We start from the raw sequence: 19,915 nt of genomic DNA on the forward strand, positions 1-19,915 counted from the left end.
GGCAGGACGCATTCGTTTCGGCAGATGGATTTCGAAGTGGCGATTCAGACGGGTGAAACCGTCTTCGTGTCTACCAGTGCCTGCAAATGGTCGAGTAGCAGCTTGGGAATCTGCCCGCCGGTGAGAAGCACACCGGCCTCCATGTTCTGCTCCATCGCGTGGCCGGTCAGGTTGGCGCTGGTGATGAAACACATCTTGCCATCGGCGACGGCGACTTTGGCGTGAACGCGCCCGTCAGAGAACGGGTCGGCTTTGTCTCGCCAGGAATAAAGCCTTGCAGCGGGGACCAGTGTTCTCATCTTGCCTATCGCATCGAAGGTGATGCTGCCGCCGTGGTCCTGAGACAACTCGAGCAGCATGGAGATGACCACTCCGCGAGCACTTGCCGCATTCAGCGCCTTTACGATGGTCGAGACGTTGTAGGCCACGAAGCTGGTGATGAACAGGGCCTGCTCAGCGGCGTTGATGACCTGCAGTAGCGCCTGCTCGGTTCGTCGAGCCGAGACGAAGGGTGTCGTCGGTCCCGTCCACACGAGTTCGGTGGATTGTTGATTCGTAGCCTTGGTGAAAACATGGCCGGCGGCGAGCAGCATTGATGCAAGCTCATCGGCGCTGACCTCACTGGCTCGCCAAGCATCGATGAGTTGATCCACAACCTCAGCAGCAACGGGGGTGCTGACCACGCCCGACAGCGCACCGGCTGCTTTGCTGGCATCGGTCCGACGAATCCGGCTAGCTATGGCCTGGACCTTCTCTGGAGAGACCAGACAGACCACGGCTGCGACGGCGTCCAAGAGCCTCTCCATGTCACAAGCCCTTGAAGAAAGCCGCGTCGATGCGTTCCAGGGTCGGAACCAGCAATGACCGATCCAAGTAACGATTGCCACGTTCGCAGGACGTCTCCGCCACCAGGCTACAAGCGTGGCAAGCAGCAGCATGAAGTGAGCGATCTTTCTCGGGATCGTGCTCGGAGCAAAGCGGGTCGGATGAGCAGATCTTCGAACGGTTCAAGGCCTGTTCCAGAAGGCGCCCGAGGTTCTCCGGTTTGCCAAGATCGACGAGGCCGCCCAGCGTTCCATCAGAGTCGGCTGCTGCCGTGTAGATGAGGATGCCGGCCTGCGGACTATCGCCTGAAGTGTCAGCATAGATCCGTTCGCGGATACTCGCGGCGTTATAGCCGCACTCCAGCGCCAGCTCACGAATCAGCAGGTGTGAGAGCGTGTGAAGCATGGCGTAGCGAATGCCGGGGTAGCCCTCATCCGGGTCGAGATGACGTGAGTTGCGCCACCCCCTGTGGCCACCTCGGAGCATCTGATCGACCTTCTTCACCGCCGGTAGCGCCTCCCACGCCACGAGCGCCTGTTCGTCGAACTGGATGAAGATGCCCTCGCCATGGACTTGGTTCGCGGGAACCCAATCCGGCTTGCTTCGCGAGAGGTTGGCCATCTGCGGCCGCTCGTTCGGGTCACCCGTTTCTTCGGGCGCCTCCACCCGAGTGAAGCCCAGCAAGGCATTGACCTCGCGCAGTCGCTCCAGGAGCAACACTCTGCTGATGTGCTTTGCAAAGTCTGGCGGCGTGCCGACCTTCTTGCTCATGAAGTGTGGGTAGTCCGTGGGCGGATTGGCCTCCGTCAGCACGTCCCACTCGGGGCCCTTGATATCGGCTTCACCCACGGCCTCCTGTCCGCCACCGGTGCGGTGCACCTCGATGGCTGACCAGATCGACCCCGCCGGATATTTGTCAATCCCTGGCAGCGCGCCGGTCTTCTTCAAGGTCTTCACCGTCACCGACACTTCGGCTTCGGATTCCAGCTCTTCGAAGAACTCCCAGCCATCTTGAACCAGCTGACTGAGCGGGTCCTTGCTCTGGGGAATCGCGAGCGCCGAGAGCGTGATCGGGAACCAGCTATTCGTGGCGCCCAGCAGAACGGCACGCGCCTCCTCGTCGCATTCGTGGTCGAAGTGATCAAGGTGCGGGTGGCGTCCACGGCAGGCCGGTAGATTCTCTTTCCCCGCCTTGCCGAAGGCGTGAGCCATGCTTCTCGATGCCCCACACGCATCACACTTCACCCACAGGTTTTCGGTTTGCAGCGAGGCGCCGCTCTCGAAGAAGCGCAGCGTGCCCTTGCATGAACTGTTGCCGCCGTGGACGAAGTAGTGCCAAGGGAAGTCGTCGAGGTGACCATCGCGGCAGGCTAGCAGGAAGCGCGCCGGCACCGCATCGGCATCCTTCGCGGGTTGATCGCCCTTTGAACCTCGGCAGCCCTTGTGGACGAACCGAGTTCGCTCGGGCCTGAAACGGTTCTCCTTGATCTCGAACAGTCCGGCATCGAAGGGGGATAGCAGGCCGCATTTCACGCAGCGCATCCAGCGCGGGAATGGCCGGACGGGAACGCCGATGCTCGCCTCTGCCGACCAGACGTCGACGAGCTCGCTTTTCTGGAATGGCGGCATCCGCAGGTTCTCGACCTGTGCTCCCAGTACCTTCCGGACGGCGGCCAGCAGCCTGGCTTCCTGGATCGGCTGGCAACGGTCCTTTTCCCAACGGTCGATGCCGAGCGTCACCACGGACAAGCTCGGCAGATCGATCAACGCCCCGGGGCCGTAGGTCCAGAGCAGCTGGCTGGGCCGCACTTCTCCGACTGGAGTTTTGTCATTGATGATCATGTTCAATCCTCATCCTTCGTCGCGGGACGAGGCTTCCAATCGTGGTCGTCCGTGATGTGGCTGGTGTTCATGATCAAGCGCACGCCAGGCTCCACCTCACGCATCGACATGGGCACGGTCCAGTTGTCCCAGGCTTGGATGCCCGGTGACCTGATCAATGCAACGGTCTTGTCCTTCTCCGGACCGCGCTTCTCATAGGCCAGAATACGGCCGCCTTTGCCCACTTCCTTAGCCCACTCGTCTGCACGCTCCTTGAGTTCCTGTTTGGCCAGGCTCTTGGTACTGGACAGTTCACTGACGTTCCAGGCTCGCTTGACGAGCACAGCAATGGCATCGGTGATCTCGCCCTGGTCTGACTTGTCCAACTTGCCGGCCCCCTCGTTGGGGCTGAATGCATCGTTCTCCAGACGCATCAGACTCAGCAACGAGCCGGTCAGCCCACGATCCATCGCGCGCGGCGAGAAAGGCGTTACCGATTGCGCTTCGACGTGCTTGTAGAAGGTGGCGTGGTAGTGCTCGAAGGTTTCGTAGTGCGAGAGGTCGCGTGGTCGCGCCCACGTGAGCACGGTGCACACCAAGCCGGGGAAGGAACGGCCCACACGACTGGTGGCCTGGATGTACTCGGCCGTGCCCTTGGGTTGGCCATTGACTGCCATCAGCCCCAGTCGATTGACGTCGACACCCACCGACAGCATGTTGGTCGCCAACACTACGTCGATTGCCCGGGTGTCGCCATCCTGCCACTTGGTCACGTACTTGCCGGCGGCAACGTCGAACTCGGACTTGAACTTCACCTCCAACTGATCGAGGTACTTCGGGATGTCCTGGCTGGAGACTCGAGACGTCAACTCGCGAATGTTGCTGACGCTGCGTTGTGCCAGTGCGGGCCGCTCGACCATGCTCATCTGCACCCGGTAGGAACGCGTCTGCACGTCGTCCTCGGCCAAGCGCTTCATTCCGCCCAGCTCACGCAGCGAGTTGAAGTAGCCGACCATGGTCATGTACGGGTCTGCTGGCTCGCCGAAGCGATCGAACAACCCTTGCGCGGCGGTCAGGAAGGCCGTGTAGACCCGAATCAACATCGCAGGTCGCGAACTGCCCGGGGAGCAGACCCCGAGGTACCGCCGACCCGGCTTGTCCTCGATCGATCGCTGGACTGAAAAGTAGTTGTCCTCTACGTCCAGCCCATGCGGGGGGAACACCGACACGCGCCGCATGAAGACGTTGTTCACCTGCTCGCGGGCCTTTCGCACCGTGGCGGTCGACGCGATGATCTTCGGCTTGACCGTATGCTCGCCAAGTTTCCAGCCGCACAGCTCATCCACGGCCGTCTCGTACAAGCCGACCATGGTGCCAAGCGGCCCGCTGATCAGGTGGAACTCATCCTGAATGATCAGGTCCGGCGGCCGGATCGGGCTGATGTTCTTGACCTTGGTGGCACCGAGCCCCTTTCCGGCCTGATGATTGCCATTGCAGTCCGCTCCCTGCCATAGCAGGCCGTGCCGCTCGCATTCCTGGCCCACCCGACCGAACAGCGTGCGCACCTGGCCCCGCCACGCCATCATGGCGAACTTGTCCACCGTGGCGATCATCATGGTCGGGGGGCGGTGATAGATCTCCTCGTCTACGACCAGCACCGGAATGCCCGCGTGAGGGAGCTTGCTGGACTTGCCCTTCGAGAAGTCGCAACGGCCCCTCTTGTCGCCACAGTAGACGAAGGTGCGCCCACGCCCCTTGTCGACCTCGACGTCGCGCCCAGGGGCGACTTCCGAGCCACACCAGGGGCAACTGGTCAGTTGAGCGGGAGACGCCGCCCCGGCGTTGTACTTGCCGGGGTTGCGGATGTCCTCAATGGCACGATGGCTATCCTCGGTCGTGCCCGGCGTCACCTTGTTGCCCACCCACAGGCCGATGGTGAAGGGCTCGGTGCCGAGTGACTCGTCGCCCTTGGCCAGCGCCTCGCGTCGCAGCACTTCCATCGCACATATCAGCGCGGTGGCACGTTGGAACTGTTGCAGCGTAAGCAGGCGCAGGGTGTAACGCATGATCACGGCCAGACCACGCGAGCCGTCGTACCCGCCCAGGTTGCCCTGCATGCGCCGAATGGCCATGGTGAAGGCGGCCACACCCAAGTAGGCCTCGGTCTTGCCGCCGCCGGTGGGGAACCACAACAGGTCGGCATAGGCTTCGACCGGCTGTACGCGGTCCGGGTGCGTCGGTTCGGCCAGCGAAGGGATCGACAGCAGCAGGAACGCCAACTGGAACGGGCGCCAGCTACGGTTCTTCAGCACGTCGAACTGCTCGACGGTGACATCCTTGCCGCGCCGGATTTCGAGGGCGTATTGGCTACGCACGCGCTGCGTGGCCATTGCCCGGTTGGCGAAACGGAAGGCCGCCAGGGCATTCGCATCGCTCTTCAGCGTATCGATACCCTGCTGCAGGCGAGTGTGGATCTCCTGGCATCGATCCATTGCCTGTTGCGACTGCGCATCGTAGCCAAGCACGTCGATGCCGACCCGAGCACGCTGCTCATCGATCCACGCGGCGTAATCCTTGGTCAACAGGTTGAGGGCGTCGACCAGCGGATCAATGTCCAGTGTGGCGAGGCGCTGCATGTCGAGCAGGCCACTGCTCACCATTTCCTTCATCGCCGGCCGGTCGGCGGGGTCCAGCCCCGGTGTCTCGGTGACCTGCACCTCGTACTGCGGCATGACGGTGATGCGCACCTCCGTGGCCAGCGTCACATCCTCCGCCGTTTCGGCGTGGACAGCGACGCCGTGCCCCACCGCGAACTCTACACGGTCGCGATAGATCATCTCCAACGACTCACGCTCCGGGTCCATACCGTCGGCATTGAGCACGGGCCGGCGGCGGAAGATCGCGCGCTTGGGTGCTTCTGCTTCCGAACGCACGATCAGCTCCGGCTGGAACACCCAGGCCGTATCGCGATTGGTCTCGGGTTCCTCCTGCGCGTTGACCAAGAACAGCGTCACCAAGCGATCGCCATTCGCGTTCTTGGCGCGCACGGAGCCTTGCACCCGCACCTCGGGATAGGTGTTGTCCGGCGCCTGATGCGGGATCGCACCCTCAGTGAGCGGCAGCACCAACTTGCCGCCACAAGGGATGCGTTGCCAGACCTTGGCCTTAGTCTGCTCCTCGGCCCCGGTTTCTTTGTTCTTGCGGGTGCGAAAGATTTCGTGCTCGTCACTGCGCTCATAGCGGCCCCAGCGCACCTCTATCTCGATCCGCTCGGCATCGCCATCCACGCAAAAGGTCATGCCCAGACTGCTCGGCACCAGCGACTGATTGCTGGCGGCGTCGATCTCATCGGCGGCGTCGGACTCGGGCTCGACACGCCCTGTCGCCGTGCCGAACTCCGCACCGGGTTCATGCTGACCGGGCGCCCTGGGATCGGTTGGCTCCTCGGCCTCGTCGTTCGCCAGCGGCCCTTCGAGCCCCTCGATGCCACCCCGTGCCGCCTCACGCGGGGCGAGCTTGCCGACCAGGTAGCGATCGCGCACGCCCATATCAACGATGCGTTCGTGAGGGCCGCCAGCAGGGCCGAGCAGATCGTCCATCACCGCCAGTTGCAGTAGTTCGCGGATGTAGGCGAGCTCTTGCTGGTATTGGGGGGAGCGGGCGTCAGAGCCTACCGTCGGCACCTCGGCGATGGTGTGCAGTGCCTTTGGCAGTGCTTCGACGAAATCCGTCCACTGGACGCGACCGATGCTTCCCGAAGACGGCGGAGTGAGCGAAGTGATGCCGATCGAGACGGGTTCTGCAACCGACAGCACCCGGTCGAAATAGAGCGTGCAGGTCTCGAGGTTGGAACGAACCCGCAGCACACGCCCGACACGGGTGATGCTGCCAGTGGGGTTCAGGACCAAGACCCAGTCGTCCTCCTCGATGGCTTGATAGAGAGACCGCTCACCCTTCAGAACCAGGATGTAGGGCGCGAGTCTTTGGTCGGTGCCGAGGCCATGATCGATGGCGATCCATGCGTTGGGAGTTTTTGTCATACCTTGGCCACCTCAAATCCTATCCACTATCTTTTCGAGCTTGTCGAGTGACTTGCTCTTCTCGATGTACGCCGAATACGCCTCTTGAGCGCCCCGAATCAAAGTGTCGTAATGGACGATGCGGCTGCCTGGCGAGATCGACGTCATCGATGACTTGAGGCGGTCGGGGTTCGATGCCTCTTCGTCGACGGTTTTACCGAGCACGAAGATCACCTCGATGTTGGGACTGGCATCGTTTTGCTCGCGCAGGATCTTTCTCAGCTTGTCGACGTAGGTCTGGCCTTGCTCCACCAGCTCGAGCAATCCCATTTTGCGGCCGACCTTCTTGAGTTCGACGATGACGTGCTTGCCTGCATTGGTGCGATAGGCGAGGTCGACGCGGCCCAAACGCTCTCTCTCGGTCATGTCTTCGATCAACACGCCTTCCGTCATCAGGCGCGATTCCATGATCGGGCTGCCTGTGGCGCGCTCCCATGCCGGGTCCAGCAACCAGAGATGATCGAACAGGTACTTCTGGAGCACGCGTTCTTTCGCGTCTTCATCGATGATGGTCTGAAAATCCCGGATCGCATCCAGACGCGATTTGACGATGTCCCGGTAGAGGGATGCTTCGAGAGAGTCTCTGTCGGCGAGCACCGCCAGGAGTCTGTCGGCACTCTCGATGCTCGTCACGAACTCCTCGGTCGAGCCGCGCAACTTCATGCGCTCGAAAGCCAGGATGCCGTGCCGATACATGAGCTTCCTGTCCTCTTCTTCATCGAGCGGCAGCGCACTGAGCTTGGCAATCAGCGTCTCCGCACTCTTCTTATATCCCTCGGGGAGCGTGTCGAGCCACTCTGCAAGGGCAGGTGATGACTCTTTCGCCTTTTCGACTTCGTGTTTCTTGCGCCACTCCGTCCAGCGCTTCTCGACCTGCGTCAGACGCGATTTCAAAAAGGCGATGAGCTGCCCATATCGAGGGTCATCCTCCTGCACGCGCTGTCGGTCGCTGGTCGCGATGTCTGGCGCGTCGTCAGCATCGAGGAAATCGGCCTCAATCTGCCCCGTGAGGTACTTCGTGTAGAGCCGCCCGTCATTCAGTTTGTCGAGGATGTTCTCGTGAAACAGCCGGCCACGGGCGAACACGACGATGCCGTTTAGGTTGCCGGCATCCTCACTGTCCAGTTGCTTGGGGAACCTGGCCGTGCCGATCCAGCCGCTGACCTTCCATCCGGTGTCCCAGGCATCGAAGCGGTTCGGTAGCGATTCCTGCTCAAGGAGCTGACTGGCGGGAGTCAGGTCGAGCGCGTCATCGCCGAACTGCCAGAGGAACTGCACCATCGGTAGGTCTCCCCGGTCGGAGGGCGTGATGGGCTGGCCGTCGAGATCGATCTTGAACCCGTGCGCCTCACCGATCACGGAGAAGCGGCGAGCCAGGCGTTTACGCAGCGCCAGCGCTCCACGGCCGAGACGCTGCCGCTTGATGTCGCGCAAAACGATACGCGTTCCCTTGGTCACACCGATCTCGTCAGCAGGTAAGGCTTCCGGGCTGTAGAACGGCTCTTTCTTTTGAACGGACTCGTGGATTCCATCCACGGTCATGCGAAGTCCGTGAGCCGCGCCATCCCGGGCCGACTCGACCTCGATGACGTTGGCGATCGAGAACAGCGAGAGCTTGCCGAGCCCTTTGCGGCCCATCACGGGGCGGCCCTTCGCGGTAGTCTTGCCATGTTCGACATCTTCGTCACGCCGCCGATAACCGACTCGCAGGTACTTGCCGTTCATGTCGTCGACCGACATACCGATACCGTTGTCGACGATCTCGATCCAATTGCTATCCGGATCGATCTTGATGTCGACGGTCTCGGCGTCGGCATCCCAAGCATTCGCGACGGCCTCGGTCAGAACGGCGGCGATGTTGCTGTAGAGGTTGATCCCGAGGTGGTCGAGCACGTTCAGGTCGACCGTCATCTTGTATTGTTCAGCCATCAGAATCTGCCCCGTTTTCTACGTCGGTGGCATGCGCCGCATTCCACCAAGTATTGAATATGAGTCTAAGGCCCAACCACCACGCGTAAATGGCGAACGGTGAATGGCAAGCATCCTCGTCGAGCAGGCCGTGAGCGAGTTCGTTACGGAGGTTCGGTCCGAACGGATCGCAGAAAAGCGTCTTCAACTCGAATGCCAGGTCTCAGCCAAAAGCGGCTTCCGCTTCCGGCAGATCCATCAGGGTGCTCAGTCCGTTCTCGTTCTCAATGCCGTCCTTGTCTAGATTCGTCGTCTTCGCACCAGCCTGTTTGAGGTGAAAGCGCACCATGTGCTCTATCTGCGGTATGAGCAGGTGCAGCGCCGAAACGAAATCTCGCTCATAGCCTTGGAACAGAGCCTTACCGACGAGCCCCTCTCGCCCCTTTGGAATGATGGGAGACTGGCGAGCCAGGCCGACGAAGTCCGCTTCGCGCAAGCGGTGCTCCAGAAGCATCGTCTCAAGCGCGGGCCAAATGTCTCCCTGCACGACAATGCTGACGAGGATTCCGTAGTCCCGAACCATCTCGGCTCGAATGGCTATCTCGTCGGAATCCGTGGCTTCGCCACCGAGACTCATAGCGGGCCGTTTGGCGATGACGCGACCATCCCGACTCATCACCGTTGCGGCAAACAGGGATTGCAATGGGAACTTCCGCATCCGATCAAGGGCACTATTGCGCAGCTCATCCACCCTCGCGCCTCGGTGCAGGTTGGCAAGCGCCTTCAAGGCATCGACCGGCGACTGTCCGCTGACTGCCTTGCGTGCGTTCTCAACGAGTTCGGAGATGTCGACACCCGGCGTGCTGATCACGCCCATCTCGCCCAGCGCCCTCTCGCCGGAGTCGTTGAGGTGTATCCGCAGCTCGGCGATCCGCTCGTCCACTCGGTATGCGGCCCGTTCCGACCTTGGAACAGTCCGATAGGTCTGAATGGCGTTCTCGTAGAAACTCGCAGCCACCATGTGACTCGGGGCACTTGATGAGGCCCGAGCGATGGCCTCTTTCACCCATCCCTCGGCAACGGCCACGGTCATCTCGGCCGCCTTTGACTCGTTGGCCGAGACCCTGTACAAATCCGAGGCCGCCGAGGAATACTCACGCGCGCGGTGCAGATCACCCTCGCCATCGAACTCCCGGGCCAGGGACTCCAACCGCTTGGCGACGTCGACTCGACGTTCTCTCGCCATGCCGTTCGTTCTCAGCAGGTCAGCGAGCCAGAGCCCGAGGAAACCGTCTTGACATACCGCTGCATCAAAGGCGGCAAGAATCGCGGCCTCCATCAGCTGCAAACGGTCTCCAGCCCCGGCTTTCACCATCCGTGCCAGGCTGATGGCACGCTCCCAACACTCCCGGCCACCACGAACCCACGTCTCCGTGTCCAGAGGAATGGTCCGATAGGCGTCGATGGCCACCAGAGCATGGGCTACTACCTTGGGCTTTTGCTTCAACCAACACAGATCGGCAAGGCGGGCCTTCAGCCAGGCGTCATCGATCAAGTCGATGACCTCACTGAAGAAACCAATATCCGAGTCGGTCAAATCGTCCGGGATCACAGACCGACGGTCATGGAACACAGCGATGGGTTTGAACGGTTCGTTTTGGCTCGCCGGCGCCAGCATCATCGAGGAGGCGTCAGCCAATAACCAGAGCACCTTTCCATGCTCTTTGCGGCCCTCTTCCATGGCCGTGCGTGCGGAAGCGGAGAACGCCTGCCACATGGCCGAGTACCCCTCGCGCGAGGTTTGGTCCAGCACCTCCTTCCAACCGCAGTTTGTGAAGTCATGGGCCGAAACGATCAGATCTACCGGATAGCGTTGGCTCTCCATCAGTGGTCCTCCCCGACGAAGCGATACCGCGCGCCGCGCCTTTCGCCTTGGCGTTCGATCCTGCCGCAAGCGATCATGTCGGCGATCGCGGCGTTCCACTGACCGTCCGTGATGCCGGTGGCGGCGAGGACGTCGGATTTGGCATGCCAGCCGGAATGCGCTTTTAGGTATTCGACGATGGCGTGGACTGGGCCGGCGCGATAGTCGGCGCGGGAGTCGGCGGCTTTGAGGTATTGGCCTTCGTTGGGAGGAGTGACATCGAACCCGAATGAGGATTGCTGTGCGGGCGTGTTTTCGGTGCGTTGGGTACGTGGATTGCGAGTGGCCGTGCCGGTGGTTTTTCTGCCGTGCATGCCTAGGGCGACTTCTTCCGCGTATCTCTGACGGTTCAATTCGGCGAATCGGCGTAGCACCTCGGCACGCGCGACGCTGGAGATGGTGAATCGCACACGATCGTTCGCAGCTAAATTCGGCTGTTCGTGGAAGCCGTGCCCGAGGTCGAGGTCATCCCACCCATAGGCACGCATGACCGCCACATCAATCTCGCGGTGCTGGTGGCGTAGCCGTTCAATGCACCGATCACCGTCGCCCGCGTCATGGAAGCGGTTGTAGAGCTTCGTGAGGCCGATCGGGTTGACCGGATCAGTCATCACCTCGCGGCGCGCCTGCAGGTACTCGCGTCCTTGCTTGTCGAACTCAGCGAGCGCCTCGGGCGCCGGGAATGGGAACGTCTCGATGGCGTCGGTGTGTGAGAAGTTCAGGTCCAGTTTCATGCGGGACGACTGCTGCCACACCCATGCCGAGACCGGTGAGGAGTTGAAGAGAGCAGCGTGTGCGTATGGCTGCCTGACGGCGAAGACAGCGCACTTGTTGCTGAAGATGCCGTTGTTCGGGACCACCGATGGAGCGAAATACTTTCCTACGATCGCAGAGGTCATCACCTCCGGCAGGGGCTTGAGCTTCGAATCCCAATCTACCGGGTGTCGCTCAAAAACATGGCCGCGCCCCACGGCGTGGTAGAGGGCCGGCGTCTTCTCTGCGAAGTGCCACCATTTTTCACGTCTCTCGCGGCGAGGATTGCGATCTCGTTCGGGCTTCACCAGTGTGAGAACGCGCTCAAATGGCTGTTTGTACTTTCGGGCGCGTTCCTCGGGCCAGTCCCAGAAGTAGATGGTCCAGCGGCTCGGGCGCTGCTCGGGATCGCGGTTCAAGTCGTCACCAGTAATGAAGGGAAAGATGACCTCGGCGTTCGACGGATCGGCTTCGAGCATCGTCCTCGCTTCGTCAGTGGTCAGCACGAACCCCATGCCGAGAGCGATCGAGCCTTGGAATGTGATCCCGCTGTGAGCCGCCAAAGCTCTTGGGCTCCACTCTTCGTTTTCCGACAGGAACGCGGAGATGAAAGACACCGGGCGCCCCAGCAGGGACCTTTCCCCAACCCACGTTCCTTTGTGGATGTGAACTCGACTCGTGACGACGTTCGCCTTTCCGGGCCAAGGTTCGTTCGGGTAGGCTGCATATATGACTGCACCCGCGCCGACCATGGCTTCCAGTCCAACCTGCCGCGTGTCACCTTCCGCAATGGTGTTGACCGCGAGCAACCCGAAACCACCGCCTTCGCGCAGCAGGCCCCAAGCTCGCAGGAAGAAATAGGCGACCAGATCGGCCGAGCCGCGACGCCCCTCGGCGATGTGCGCGACCAGCCAATCGCGGAAGGCCGTGCCCGCGACGCCGGTGATGCGCTGCCCGCCCAGAAAGGGGGGATTACCGACGATGCCGTCGAAGCCGCCGCGTTCGCGTGCGAACACCTCCGGAAACTCCAACGGCCAATGGAAAGGCCGACGCGCAGGCTTGTCTCCGGCCAGATCGATCGAGAGCGCAGCGACCGATCTCCGGCGCATCGAGACGAGCACATTGTGGTCGCCGTCGATGGCCTGCCCTGCCTGGATGGTTAGTGACGCCAGCGTGTTCTCCAGTGTCGTGCCGCCGGCCGATGCGAACACCTCTCCGATGAAGGCATCGGCGATGCATTCCGGCACTTCGAGCCTGCGGCGCGCGTCGGCGTCCAGATGCGCCATGGCTTCCACGTCGCGGATGTCGCGGATGGGCATCTCGCGCAAGCGTGAGCGCAGTTCGATGGCCTCGCGCACGGCCTGTTCGACGTTCTGGCCGAACAGGCGTAGCTGGCCCTGGCCGGTGGGATTCATCGAAAGCTGGGTCAGTTGATCCAGCCGATGGATGCCGAGAAGGCTGTCACCACAGTGCAGGTTGTGGTCGAGGAAGCCGAAGGGCCGCCCCTTGGCCAGCGTCACCAGCCAGATGGAGAGCTTGGCCAGCTCGACCGCCAGCGGATTCAGATCGACGCCGTAGAGGCAGCGTTCGGCGATGAGACGGCGGGCGACGATGGTGCGCGCCTCGGTGTCGCGGGGCATCGGTTCGATGCTGGCGTCGGCGATCACCCCTCGTCCATCGACACCGACCGTGTTGCCCTGTGCCTCGGTCTGCGCCCATGCTTCCACCAGCCGGTCGGCCAGCCAGCGGCAGGCCTGCACGAGGAAGGCCCCCGAGCCCATGGCCGGGTCGCAGATCTTCAGGTCGAGCAGTTCGGCAGGCGATTTCAGCACCCAATCCGCTCGCGGCGTGCCTTGCGCCGGGCCGACGTAGGCGATGGGCGTGAGCGTCTCGGCGACGATGGCCTCGGTGAGCGATTTCGGCGTGTAGTGGGTGCCGGTCTCGCGCCTGTCGGAGCCGGTGGTGACGACGAAGGCCCCAGCGGGATAGACCAGCGGATAGCCCCACGGATCGGTGCGCACCAGGTGCGCAAAAGGCTTGATGCGATTGCGAAGGTTTGTGTCCCCATGACAGGCGGCCAGCAGGCGATCGGACAGCGTGTCGCCGACGGGCTTGGCCAGATCGTTGCGCACGCGGCTGGCGGAACTGCCGGAACGCTCCTGCATCAGCTCTGCCAGACGTTCTGCGCCGTCCAGCCGGGCGGACTCCAGCTCGGCCAACTTGACCCAGGGGGCCTTGGCATTCTTGGTGCCGTCGAGTTCCAGGGTGACCTCGTCGGTGCGCTTGACGGTGCGTTCCAGCAGGCCCTCGTAGACGTAGCCGATCTGTTCGACATCCAGCGCGCGGTAGGACAGCGTCCGCCCTTGGAATTGCTGGATTGCCTCGAGCAACAACAGCACGGTGCGATTGTCGATCGGCAGTGGCTTGGCCGTGTCAATGCGCCAGTTCGAGTCCTTGGCACGGCCTTCGAGGAAGGGGAAACGATCCGGGTCGAACAGCGAGCCACCCAGCGCAGGCAGGCGTAGGTTCTCGTGCTCGATGCCGCCGAACACCGCGCGAAAGATCGCCAGCAGGCGCGACCAGGCATCCCAGCGGCGCTCGAGGATCTCTTCGGATTCTTTGCGCAACTGCATGCGCAGCGTCGAGAGCGCGTAGTTGGCCTCGTAGCGCTCATCACCCAATAGCAGCAAGCCACGCTCCTCGGCGGAGAGCAGGAACACCAGCCGCATCATCACCGTCAGCGCGGCTTCGTAGAGCACTGGCTCCTTCACGTCGCGCAGTAACTCGCGGTCGCGGTCCTGGTCGGCCTTGTCGAGCGCCTGGATCAGCACTTCGACAGCGCGCCGCACCTGCTCGCCGAGGGCGTCGGTGACTTCGTCCTGATACTTCAGCGAGCGGTCGAACAGCGCTGGCAGTTGTTCTGCTTCATCGACGAAGAGGCGACGAATGCCCAGCAGGTGCACGAAGGCCTGCAGGGTGATCGGCTCCTGGCTCCAGATGCGGGCGTACCAGCTGGCGAAGGTGGTGACGGCGCCCACCGGGGCGTCGACCAGCATCCAGCGCTCGCCATTGGTTACCAGCCCGAGGCGGCAGCCGGTGGCGCGGCACAACTGAACCATACGATCGGCCGGGGTGGCGGCCCATCCGTCCAGCTTCAGGGTGGCATCAAGGTCGACATCCTGAGCGTAGGTATAGATGAGCATCAGCGGCTTGTTGCCCCGTTGCTCGTCGATGACGGCGAGGTTCGGGGATAGCGTCACGCCATGCTCGGCCAGGCTGACATTCAAGTTGACCGCACACCAGTCGGCGCGCTTCAGAACATCTCCTTTGCCACCCTCGTCGAGTTCCAGGCCATGGGACAGCACCTCGTCGATCCAGGCCGCGTGCAGCTCGGCGAACTGCGGATCATCCGTCTCCAGCGCCTCACGCCATTCCTCGTAGGCCTGACGCAGCCGTTTGCGTTTGAGACCGTCTAGTTCTTCCAGACCTTGGGGAAAGGCTTCCTTGAGTACGGGAACGGCGAGAAACGGGCCGGAGATCTCGATGAGTGCCAGCCAGTCGTGGTGCAGGTCGTGATTGCTCATGCCAACCCTCCCGCAGACTCGGGAACCAGGAAGATGACGGCGACCGGGAAAGTGCGGTCATCGAGCTTGGCGTAGCGGGTTTCGATGGACTGAATCTCCTGGATGCGCTCGGCTGGGATGCGTGCGAGGCGCGCCTCCAACGCGGCGGTATCGCGCCTGAGTTGGGTGCGCTCATCCTCGGTGAAGAGCGACATCTGCTCGGGCTGCTGATCTTTCTTCAGCTCGCTCTGGATCGCCTTCTCGAGTTCGTCGAGCACGGCGCCGATGTCGTCGATCTCTTGTTGCTTGCGAGTCTGCAGCGTGTTGGCCAGAAATTTGAGTCGATCCTTCGAGCGGGCATCGACGGTTTGCAGGATGGCTGGCTGGGCGCGATCGAAGCGCACCCGGATGGCATCGAACAATGAATTGTTCGCAGTGACTGGCTGTGCCTCGTCCAGCCACTGCTGGACACGGGTGACACCCTCTTCACGCCGGAACGACTGATCGCGCAGATAGCCGCCCGAGACGGTTAGTTCCTCATGGAGCCGATGGTGGTTGCCGCCGGTGATGACCAGCCGTGAGATGACGGCCACGGCCGGGCCTTCGATGCTGCCATCCGGCACCGTGCGCACGGTGATCCGATGCAGCTTCTTCACGTCGTCCTGTGCCCAGACCTCGGCACGCAGCAGGCGCAGGCACATCTGCACCAGTCGATGGTTCAGGTGGACCAGCACGACATCGTCCCGTCCCTTCGCGACGGCATGGTCGAAGGTGATGGGGCGTATCTGTTGGGTATGGGGGTGACGCAAGCCCTCTAAGCAGCGTGCCCATGACCCTGAAAGGGGCGGCATCCTGAATACGCTGCCCTGGGGCGCGCCTGCGAGGACGACGGGTTCCAGTGCGGGGCGGCCCGCCAGCGCAAGGCCGGTCTTCACCGCCATCTGGATGTGATCGGGGGTGAGGTGGAAATCCTGCTGGGTGGCCAAGAGACGTTCGTGGAGCTTGGCGACACGCTCTTTCAGCTCGCGTTCGGCGCGAACGAAATGTCGGGCCTTGGCGATCTTGGCCTCTGCGAGGCGAGTGTCGAGATCCTTCAGCGAGCCTTCGATGAGTCCGGACATCTGGGGCGCGATGACCGGGTTGACGCTGCCCATGTCGGCACGCATCGACTCCAGTTTGCGCAGGGCACGCAGGATGTCTTCACCATGGCCACCGACAGCAGCATGACCCTTGTCACCACCGTCGACGGGGTGCCAGATCAGCACCTCTTTCTCTCGTTGCCCGTGACGGTCGATACGCCCGTTTCGCTGCTCCATCACGTTGGGGTTGTAGGGGATCTCCAAGTGGATGAGGCAGTTACAGTGGTTCTGCAAGTCGATACCTTCGGAGGCCGCATCCGTGGCGAGCAGGATGCGGACGGGGGAATCCTTGGGAGATGCCTGGAAGGCGGCTTTGATGGGCTCCCGCTCATCCTGCGAAAGTCCGCCATGGAGCAGGCCGAGGCGTTCGCCGCCGAAGCCATGGCTGGCGAGGATCTCGTGCATCCACTGGTGTGTGGTGCGGTATTCGGTGAACAGGATCACCCTGCGATCGTTCCACTGGCCGCCCGGCTTGAGGTTGGCTGAGAGCCATTCGATGATGGCCCGGGCCTTGGAATCGGTCTGGTTCTTTGCTCGCTGCGCCCATTGCCTCAGATCGGCCAGCATCCGCTGCTGCTCCTGAGTCAGCGGCTGGGCTCGGCGCGAAGCCTCCTCAATGGCCTCCGATTGGGCGTTCTCGACCTCTTGGTCGTTGGCGTAGTCCTCATCCACTTTCAGGATGGCCTTGCGCAGGATGCGCTCGGCCATGGCGTCCTGTGTTTTGGGCTTGGCGCCATTCGACAGCGAGGCGATGTGCTTCTCGAGCGTGGATGCGAATGCGGCGGGCGACGAGAACAGGCGCTTCTTGAGCAATTGATTGACGAACGACGTGCCGAAGATGCTGCCGGTCTTCTCCGCGTCTTTCTCGCGACTGGCACAGTAATCGTTCAGCTGCTGGTGGATCTCCCGTTCCTCGGCCGTATAAGGGACCGCCAGCGCCTGTAGCTTGCGCTGGGCATACAGCGGCTTGCCGTCGGCGTCGACCAGATCGCTCTTCAGGCGCCGGATCATCACCTGACTCAGCTGCTTTTCGTCAGGAAGGATGTTCCGGGCGAAGCGCTGGTCGTCCAGTAACTCCAGCAGCGAGGTGAACGACTCGGTGTAACCGTTGTGCGGCGTTGCGGTCAGGAACAGCCGATGCTGGAAGTGCGGGCTGATCGCACGAATGAAACGCGTGCGTTGGCTCTCGAGTGCGTAATGTGCGCCGGCGGCAGGGGCGATGTTGTGCGCTTCGTCCACGACCAATAGATCGAATTTGCGCGGATGGCCGGCATGCGCAGGAAGGACATCGCGCATCGCACGTAATCCTTCGCCACTCTTGACCCAGTCCATCGAGGCGATGAGGCGCGGGTGGGAGGTCCACGGGTTGGCGTGGATGCCGCGCTCACGCCGCAGTTGCTTGATGTAGGCGGTGTCGACCACGCGGAATTCGAGGCCGAATTTCTCCAGCATCTCGACACGCCATTTCTCCTGGAGCGAAGCAGGACAGATGATCAATACGGTACGAGCGCGGTGCCGGAGCAGCATCTCCTGGATGACCAGTCCGGCCTCGATGGTCTTGCCCAGACCGACGTCGTCGGCGATGAGCAAGTTGACGCGCGCCATGTCGATGGCGCGCACCAGAGGGTCGAGCTGGAAGTCCTCAATGCTGACGCCGCTGCGGAAAGGCGCCTGCAGAAATCCCCTGTCGGCGTTGGTGGCGGCACCCCAACGGACTGCATCGAGGAAGGCTTCGAGCGTGTCCGAGTCGTCCTGCCCCGTGATGGATGGCAAACCTGCCCGTTCGATGACTTGTGCGCCGGGCTCGATCTCCCAGATGACCTCCAGTTCCTCGCCGAGGCCGTCCTCGTCGATGGATGAAAGCGTCACGCAGTTCTGCGACGCCGAAGTCGACTCCAATTTCGAGGAGGCGACATCCGCCACGACCCACTGGCGCCGACGAACCTCGACCAACTGGCCGGGCTCTGGACGAGCACGGTAGGTCTCGTGCTTCTGATCGTTTGAGATTTCCATGCGGTCTACCATCGTCCTGTTCAGTTCTTCTTGTGTTCGCCAGCAGGCGATGCGCAGCGTCTTTCTCTCGCCATGACCGCCGTCTGTACGACGGCTTCTGTGGCTTCGATCGGTGATTCGTGCTCCCAAAATCGCAGTACCAACCAACCGACGTCGAGCAGCCTCGAATTCGTGTCGGCATCCCTGAGGCGATTCGCCTCGATCTTCTGCCGCCAGAACTCTGCGTTCTGCTTTGGCCAAGTGGCATGCTCGGGGCAACCGTGCCAGAAGCATCCGTCGACGAAGATGGCGATCTTCAATGACGGGAAGGCCACGTCCGCCACGCGGCGCGGTTTTTTCAGATCCTCGTAGTCGACCCGGTAGCGCAGGCCTCTGCGATAAAGCTCTCTTCGCAACGCGATCTCGGCATCAGTCCCCTTTTGCCGAACCTTCGCCATGCGGCGACTGGTCTCGGGGGACGAGGGCTGAATGGGCGACATCGGGAGGCCCTCGTCAGTTCGTCATCGGGCCGCGACCGATGCGATATGCATGTTGATGCTTCGCGCGATGGCGCGGCCGAGATCGACGGGAACCGCGTTGCCGATGAGCCGCCCGAGAACCTTGAAGCTCACTTCGCCGTCGTCCGGCACGAAAGCGTAGTCGCGCGGGAAGCTCTGGAGGATCGCAGCCTCCCTCAATGAGATGGCTCGATCCTGTTCCGGGTGCCCGAAACGGCCGTTGCCAAAGCCGTAGCACTGCGTCGTCATGGTCGGGGCTGGCTTGTCCCACTCCATGCGGCCGTAGACGCCCGGGTAGGTGCGTCCGCTCTCGGCGCGGTGACAGTCGGCGACCAGATCATTCGGCCAGTCGCGCCAGGTGCCACCGGGTTTCGATACCTTGATCCGCTTGAGATTCTTTTCCGACAGCGTCGATGTGACGTGCAATTTGTCTCTCGGCGCTGCCTCGCCTGCACTCAATGGGCGTAAGCGGCCAATGGCTTGACGAACCGTCTTCGGTTTTTCCTGGGTCGGTTCGATCATCTCGATGTCGCCGTGTTTCGATGCCAGCAGCACCATGCGTCGCCGCATCTGCGGCACGCCATAGCGAGAGCTATCGACGACGTCGAACCAAACGTTGTAGCCAAGCCGTTTCAGGGTATCGACGAAGTCATGAAACACCTCGTGCTTCGCGACCGTGGGCACGTTTTCCATCGTGATGACATCGGGCCTGGCACCTTTGGCAAGGCGCGCAAACTCATACAGCAAGCCCCACTTGCCATCTTTGCCATCCAGCTCATAGCGCTGCGCGTATGTCGAGAAGGGTTGGCACGGAGCACAGCCCGCGAGAATCGTCATATCGGCGTCCCCGAACAACGCTTTCAGTTCAGCCGTCGTGACCTTGTTGATATCCCGCTCTACAAATCGGGCTTGATTGTTTGCCTCGTAAGGGAAACGGCATGCAGGGTCCAGATCGATACCGGCGACCACGGGCAGCCCCTCCAGGACGAAGCCGTGCGTCAGCCCACCCGCGCCGCAGAACAAGTCCACGCAAGAAATCGTTGTCACTTCACATCTCCTGCTTCCACTTCGATACTTGAACGAAGTAGGCGAAACCCATGGCAAACCAGCACTTCATCACTTGCCCTTGCTCTCGGCATCCGCCGCCCCTCCAGAACGGACCCATTCATCCACTTCTTCGGTTTTGAACTTCCACAGCCGGCCGATACGGCGAGCCGGCATGTTCCGTTTGCTGATCCATGCATAGACGGTGTCCTTACTGACGCCGAGATACTCTGCGATCTCCTCGACCGACAACCAGCGATCTGACATGACATGAGCTTCCATCACAGAGTGGGGCGGAGTACGGGCAATGTTGAGATATTACATCAACCAGCCCACTTTAACAGCCGAA

11 protein-coding genes are annotated in these 19,915 nt (G+C 62.0%); all 11 read right to left on the bottom strand.

All coding sequences use genetic code 11. From position 1 onward, the window contains the following. Positions 1-44 precede the first annotated feature (44 nt). The 11 genes from drmC to OUY36_RS06285 all read right to left on the bottom strand — a co-directional run bounded on the left by drmC (position 45) and on the right by OUY36_RS06285 (position 19,833). A complete protein-coding gene (drmC, locus tag OUY36_RS06240) occupies positions 45-794 on the bottom strand; it encodes a DISARM system phospholipase D-like protein DrmC (protein WP_249059189.1) in 750 nt (249 codons plus the stop codon). 13 nt (positions 795-807) lie between these two features. Continuing rightward, on the bottom strand, positions 808-2,667 hold the full coding sequence (drmB, locus tag OUY36_RS06245) for a DUF1998 domain-containing protein (protein WP_267937247.1): 1,860 nt from the start codon (positions 2,665-2,667) through the stop codon (positions 808-810). A gap of 2 nt (positions 2,668-2,669) precedes the next feature. After that, a complete protein-coding gene (drmA, locus tag OUY36_RS06250) occupies positions 2,670-6,686 on the bottom strand; it encodes a DISARM system helicase DrmA (RefSeq protein WP_267937249.1) in 4,017 nt (1,338 codons plus the stop codon). A 12-nt stretch (positions 6,687-6,698) separates the two neighbouring features. After that, a complete protein-coding gene (locus tag OUY36_RS06255) occupies positions 6,699-8,654 on the bottom strand; it encodes a BbrUII/HgiDII family restriction enzyme (protein WP_267937251.1) in 1,956 nt (651 codons plus the stop codon). Continuing rightward, the gene (locus OUY36_RS22030; protein WP_442807040.1) at positions 8,647-8,841 is read right to left on the bottom strand and encodes a DUF4209 domain-containing protein; all 195 of its coding nucleotides are present in this window, start codon (positions 8,839-8,841) and stop codon (positions 8,647-8,649) included. Before OUY36_RS22030 ends, OUY36_RS06255 begins: the two co-directional genes overlap by 8 nt. Before the next feature lie 15 nt (positions 8,842-8,856). After that, complete coding sequence (locus OUY36_RS06260) at positions 8,857-10,518, bottom strand: DUF7380 domain-containing protein (RefSeq protein WP_267937253.1); 1,662 nt, start codon at positions 10,516-10,518, stop codon at positions 8,857-8,859. Next, the gene (locus OUY36_RS06265; RefSeq protein ID WP_267937255.1) at positions 10,518-14,894 is read right to left on the bottom strand and encodes an Eco57I restriction-modification methylase domain-containing protein; all 4,377 of its coding nucleotides are present in this window, start codon (positions 14,892-14,894) and stop codon (positions 10,518-10,520) included. Before OUY36_RS06265 ends, OUY36_RS06260 begins: the two co-directional genes overlap by 1 nt. Next, positions 14,891-18,025 carry a DISARM system SNF2-like helicase DrmD gene (drmD, locus tag OUY36_RS06270; protein ID WP_267937257.1) on the bottom strand — a complete coding sequence of 1,045 codons (3,135 nt, stop codon included), beginning with the start codon at positions 18,023-18,025 and terminating at the stop codon, positions 14,891-14,893. The genes OUY36_RS06265 and drmD overlap by 4 nt, the downstream gene beginning before the upstream one ends. A gap of 20 nt (positions 18,026-18,045) precedes the next feature. After that, positions 18,046-18,504: a very short patch repair endonuclease gene (locus OUY36_RS06275; protein WP_267937259.1), complete on the bottom strand. Its 459-nt coding sequence runs from the start codon at positions 18,502-18,504 to the stop codon at positions 18,046-18,048. Positions 18,505-18,525: 21 nt separating this feature from the next. Beyond that, positions 18,526-19,569, bottom strand: coding sequence for a DNA cytosine methyltransferase (locus OUY36_RS06280; RefSeq protein ID WP_267937261.1), 1,044 nt, complete (start codon positions 19,567-19,569; stop codon positions 18,526-18,528). 69 nt (positions 19,570-19,638) lie between these two features. Beyond that, positions 19,639-19,833 (bottom strand): helix-turn-helix domain-containing protein, encoded by a 195-nt coding sequence (locus OUY36_RS06285; RefSeq protein WP_252635482.1) that lies wholly within the window; start codon positions 19,831-19,833, stop codon positions 19,639-19,641. Between the last annotated feature and the right edge of the window lie 82 nt (positions 19,834-19,915).

Source organism: Stutzerimonas sp. R40042, from assembly GCF_026642215.1.
Lineage (GTDB): Bacteria > Pseudomonadota > Gammaproteobacteria > Pseudomonadales > Pseudomonadaceae > Stutzerimonas > Stutzerimonas frequens.

Coding starts and splice junctions, on each gene's coding strand:
- drmB (WP_267937247.1), bottom strand. CDS start 2,667: ATGATCATCAATGACAAAACTCCAGTCGGAGAAGTGCGGCCCAGCCAG.
- drmA (WP_267937249.1), bottom strand. CDS start 6,686: ATGACAAAAACTCCCAACGCATGGATCGCCATCGATCATGGCCTCGGC.
- OUY36_RS06255 (WP_267937251.1), bottom strand. CDS start 8,654: ATGGCTGAACAATACAAGATGACGGTCGACCTGAACGTGCTCGACCAC.
- OUY36_RS06260 (WP_267937253.1), bottom strand. CDS start 10,518: ATGGAGAGCCAACGCTATCCGGTAGATCTGATCGTTTCGGCCCATGAC.
- OUY36_RS06265 (WP_267937255.1), bottom strand. CDS start 14,894: ATGAGCAATCACGACCTGCACCACGACTGGCTGGCACTCATCGAGATC.
- drmD (WP_267937257.1), bottom strand. CDS start 18,025: ATGGAAATCTCAAACGATCAGAAGCACGAGACCTACCGTGCTCGTCCA.
- OUY36_RS06275 (WP_267937259.1), bottom strand. CDS start 18,504: ATGTCGCCCATTCAGCCCTCGTCCCCCGAGACCAGTCGCCGCATGGCG.
- OUY36_RS06285 (WP_252635482.1), bottom strand. CDS start 19,833: ATGTCAGATCGCTGGTTGTCGGTCGAGGAGATCGCAGAGTATCTCGGC.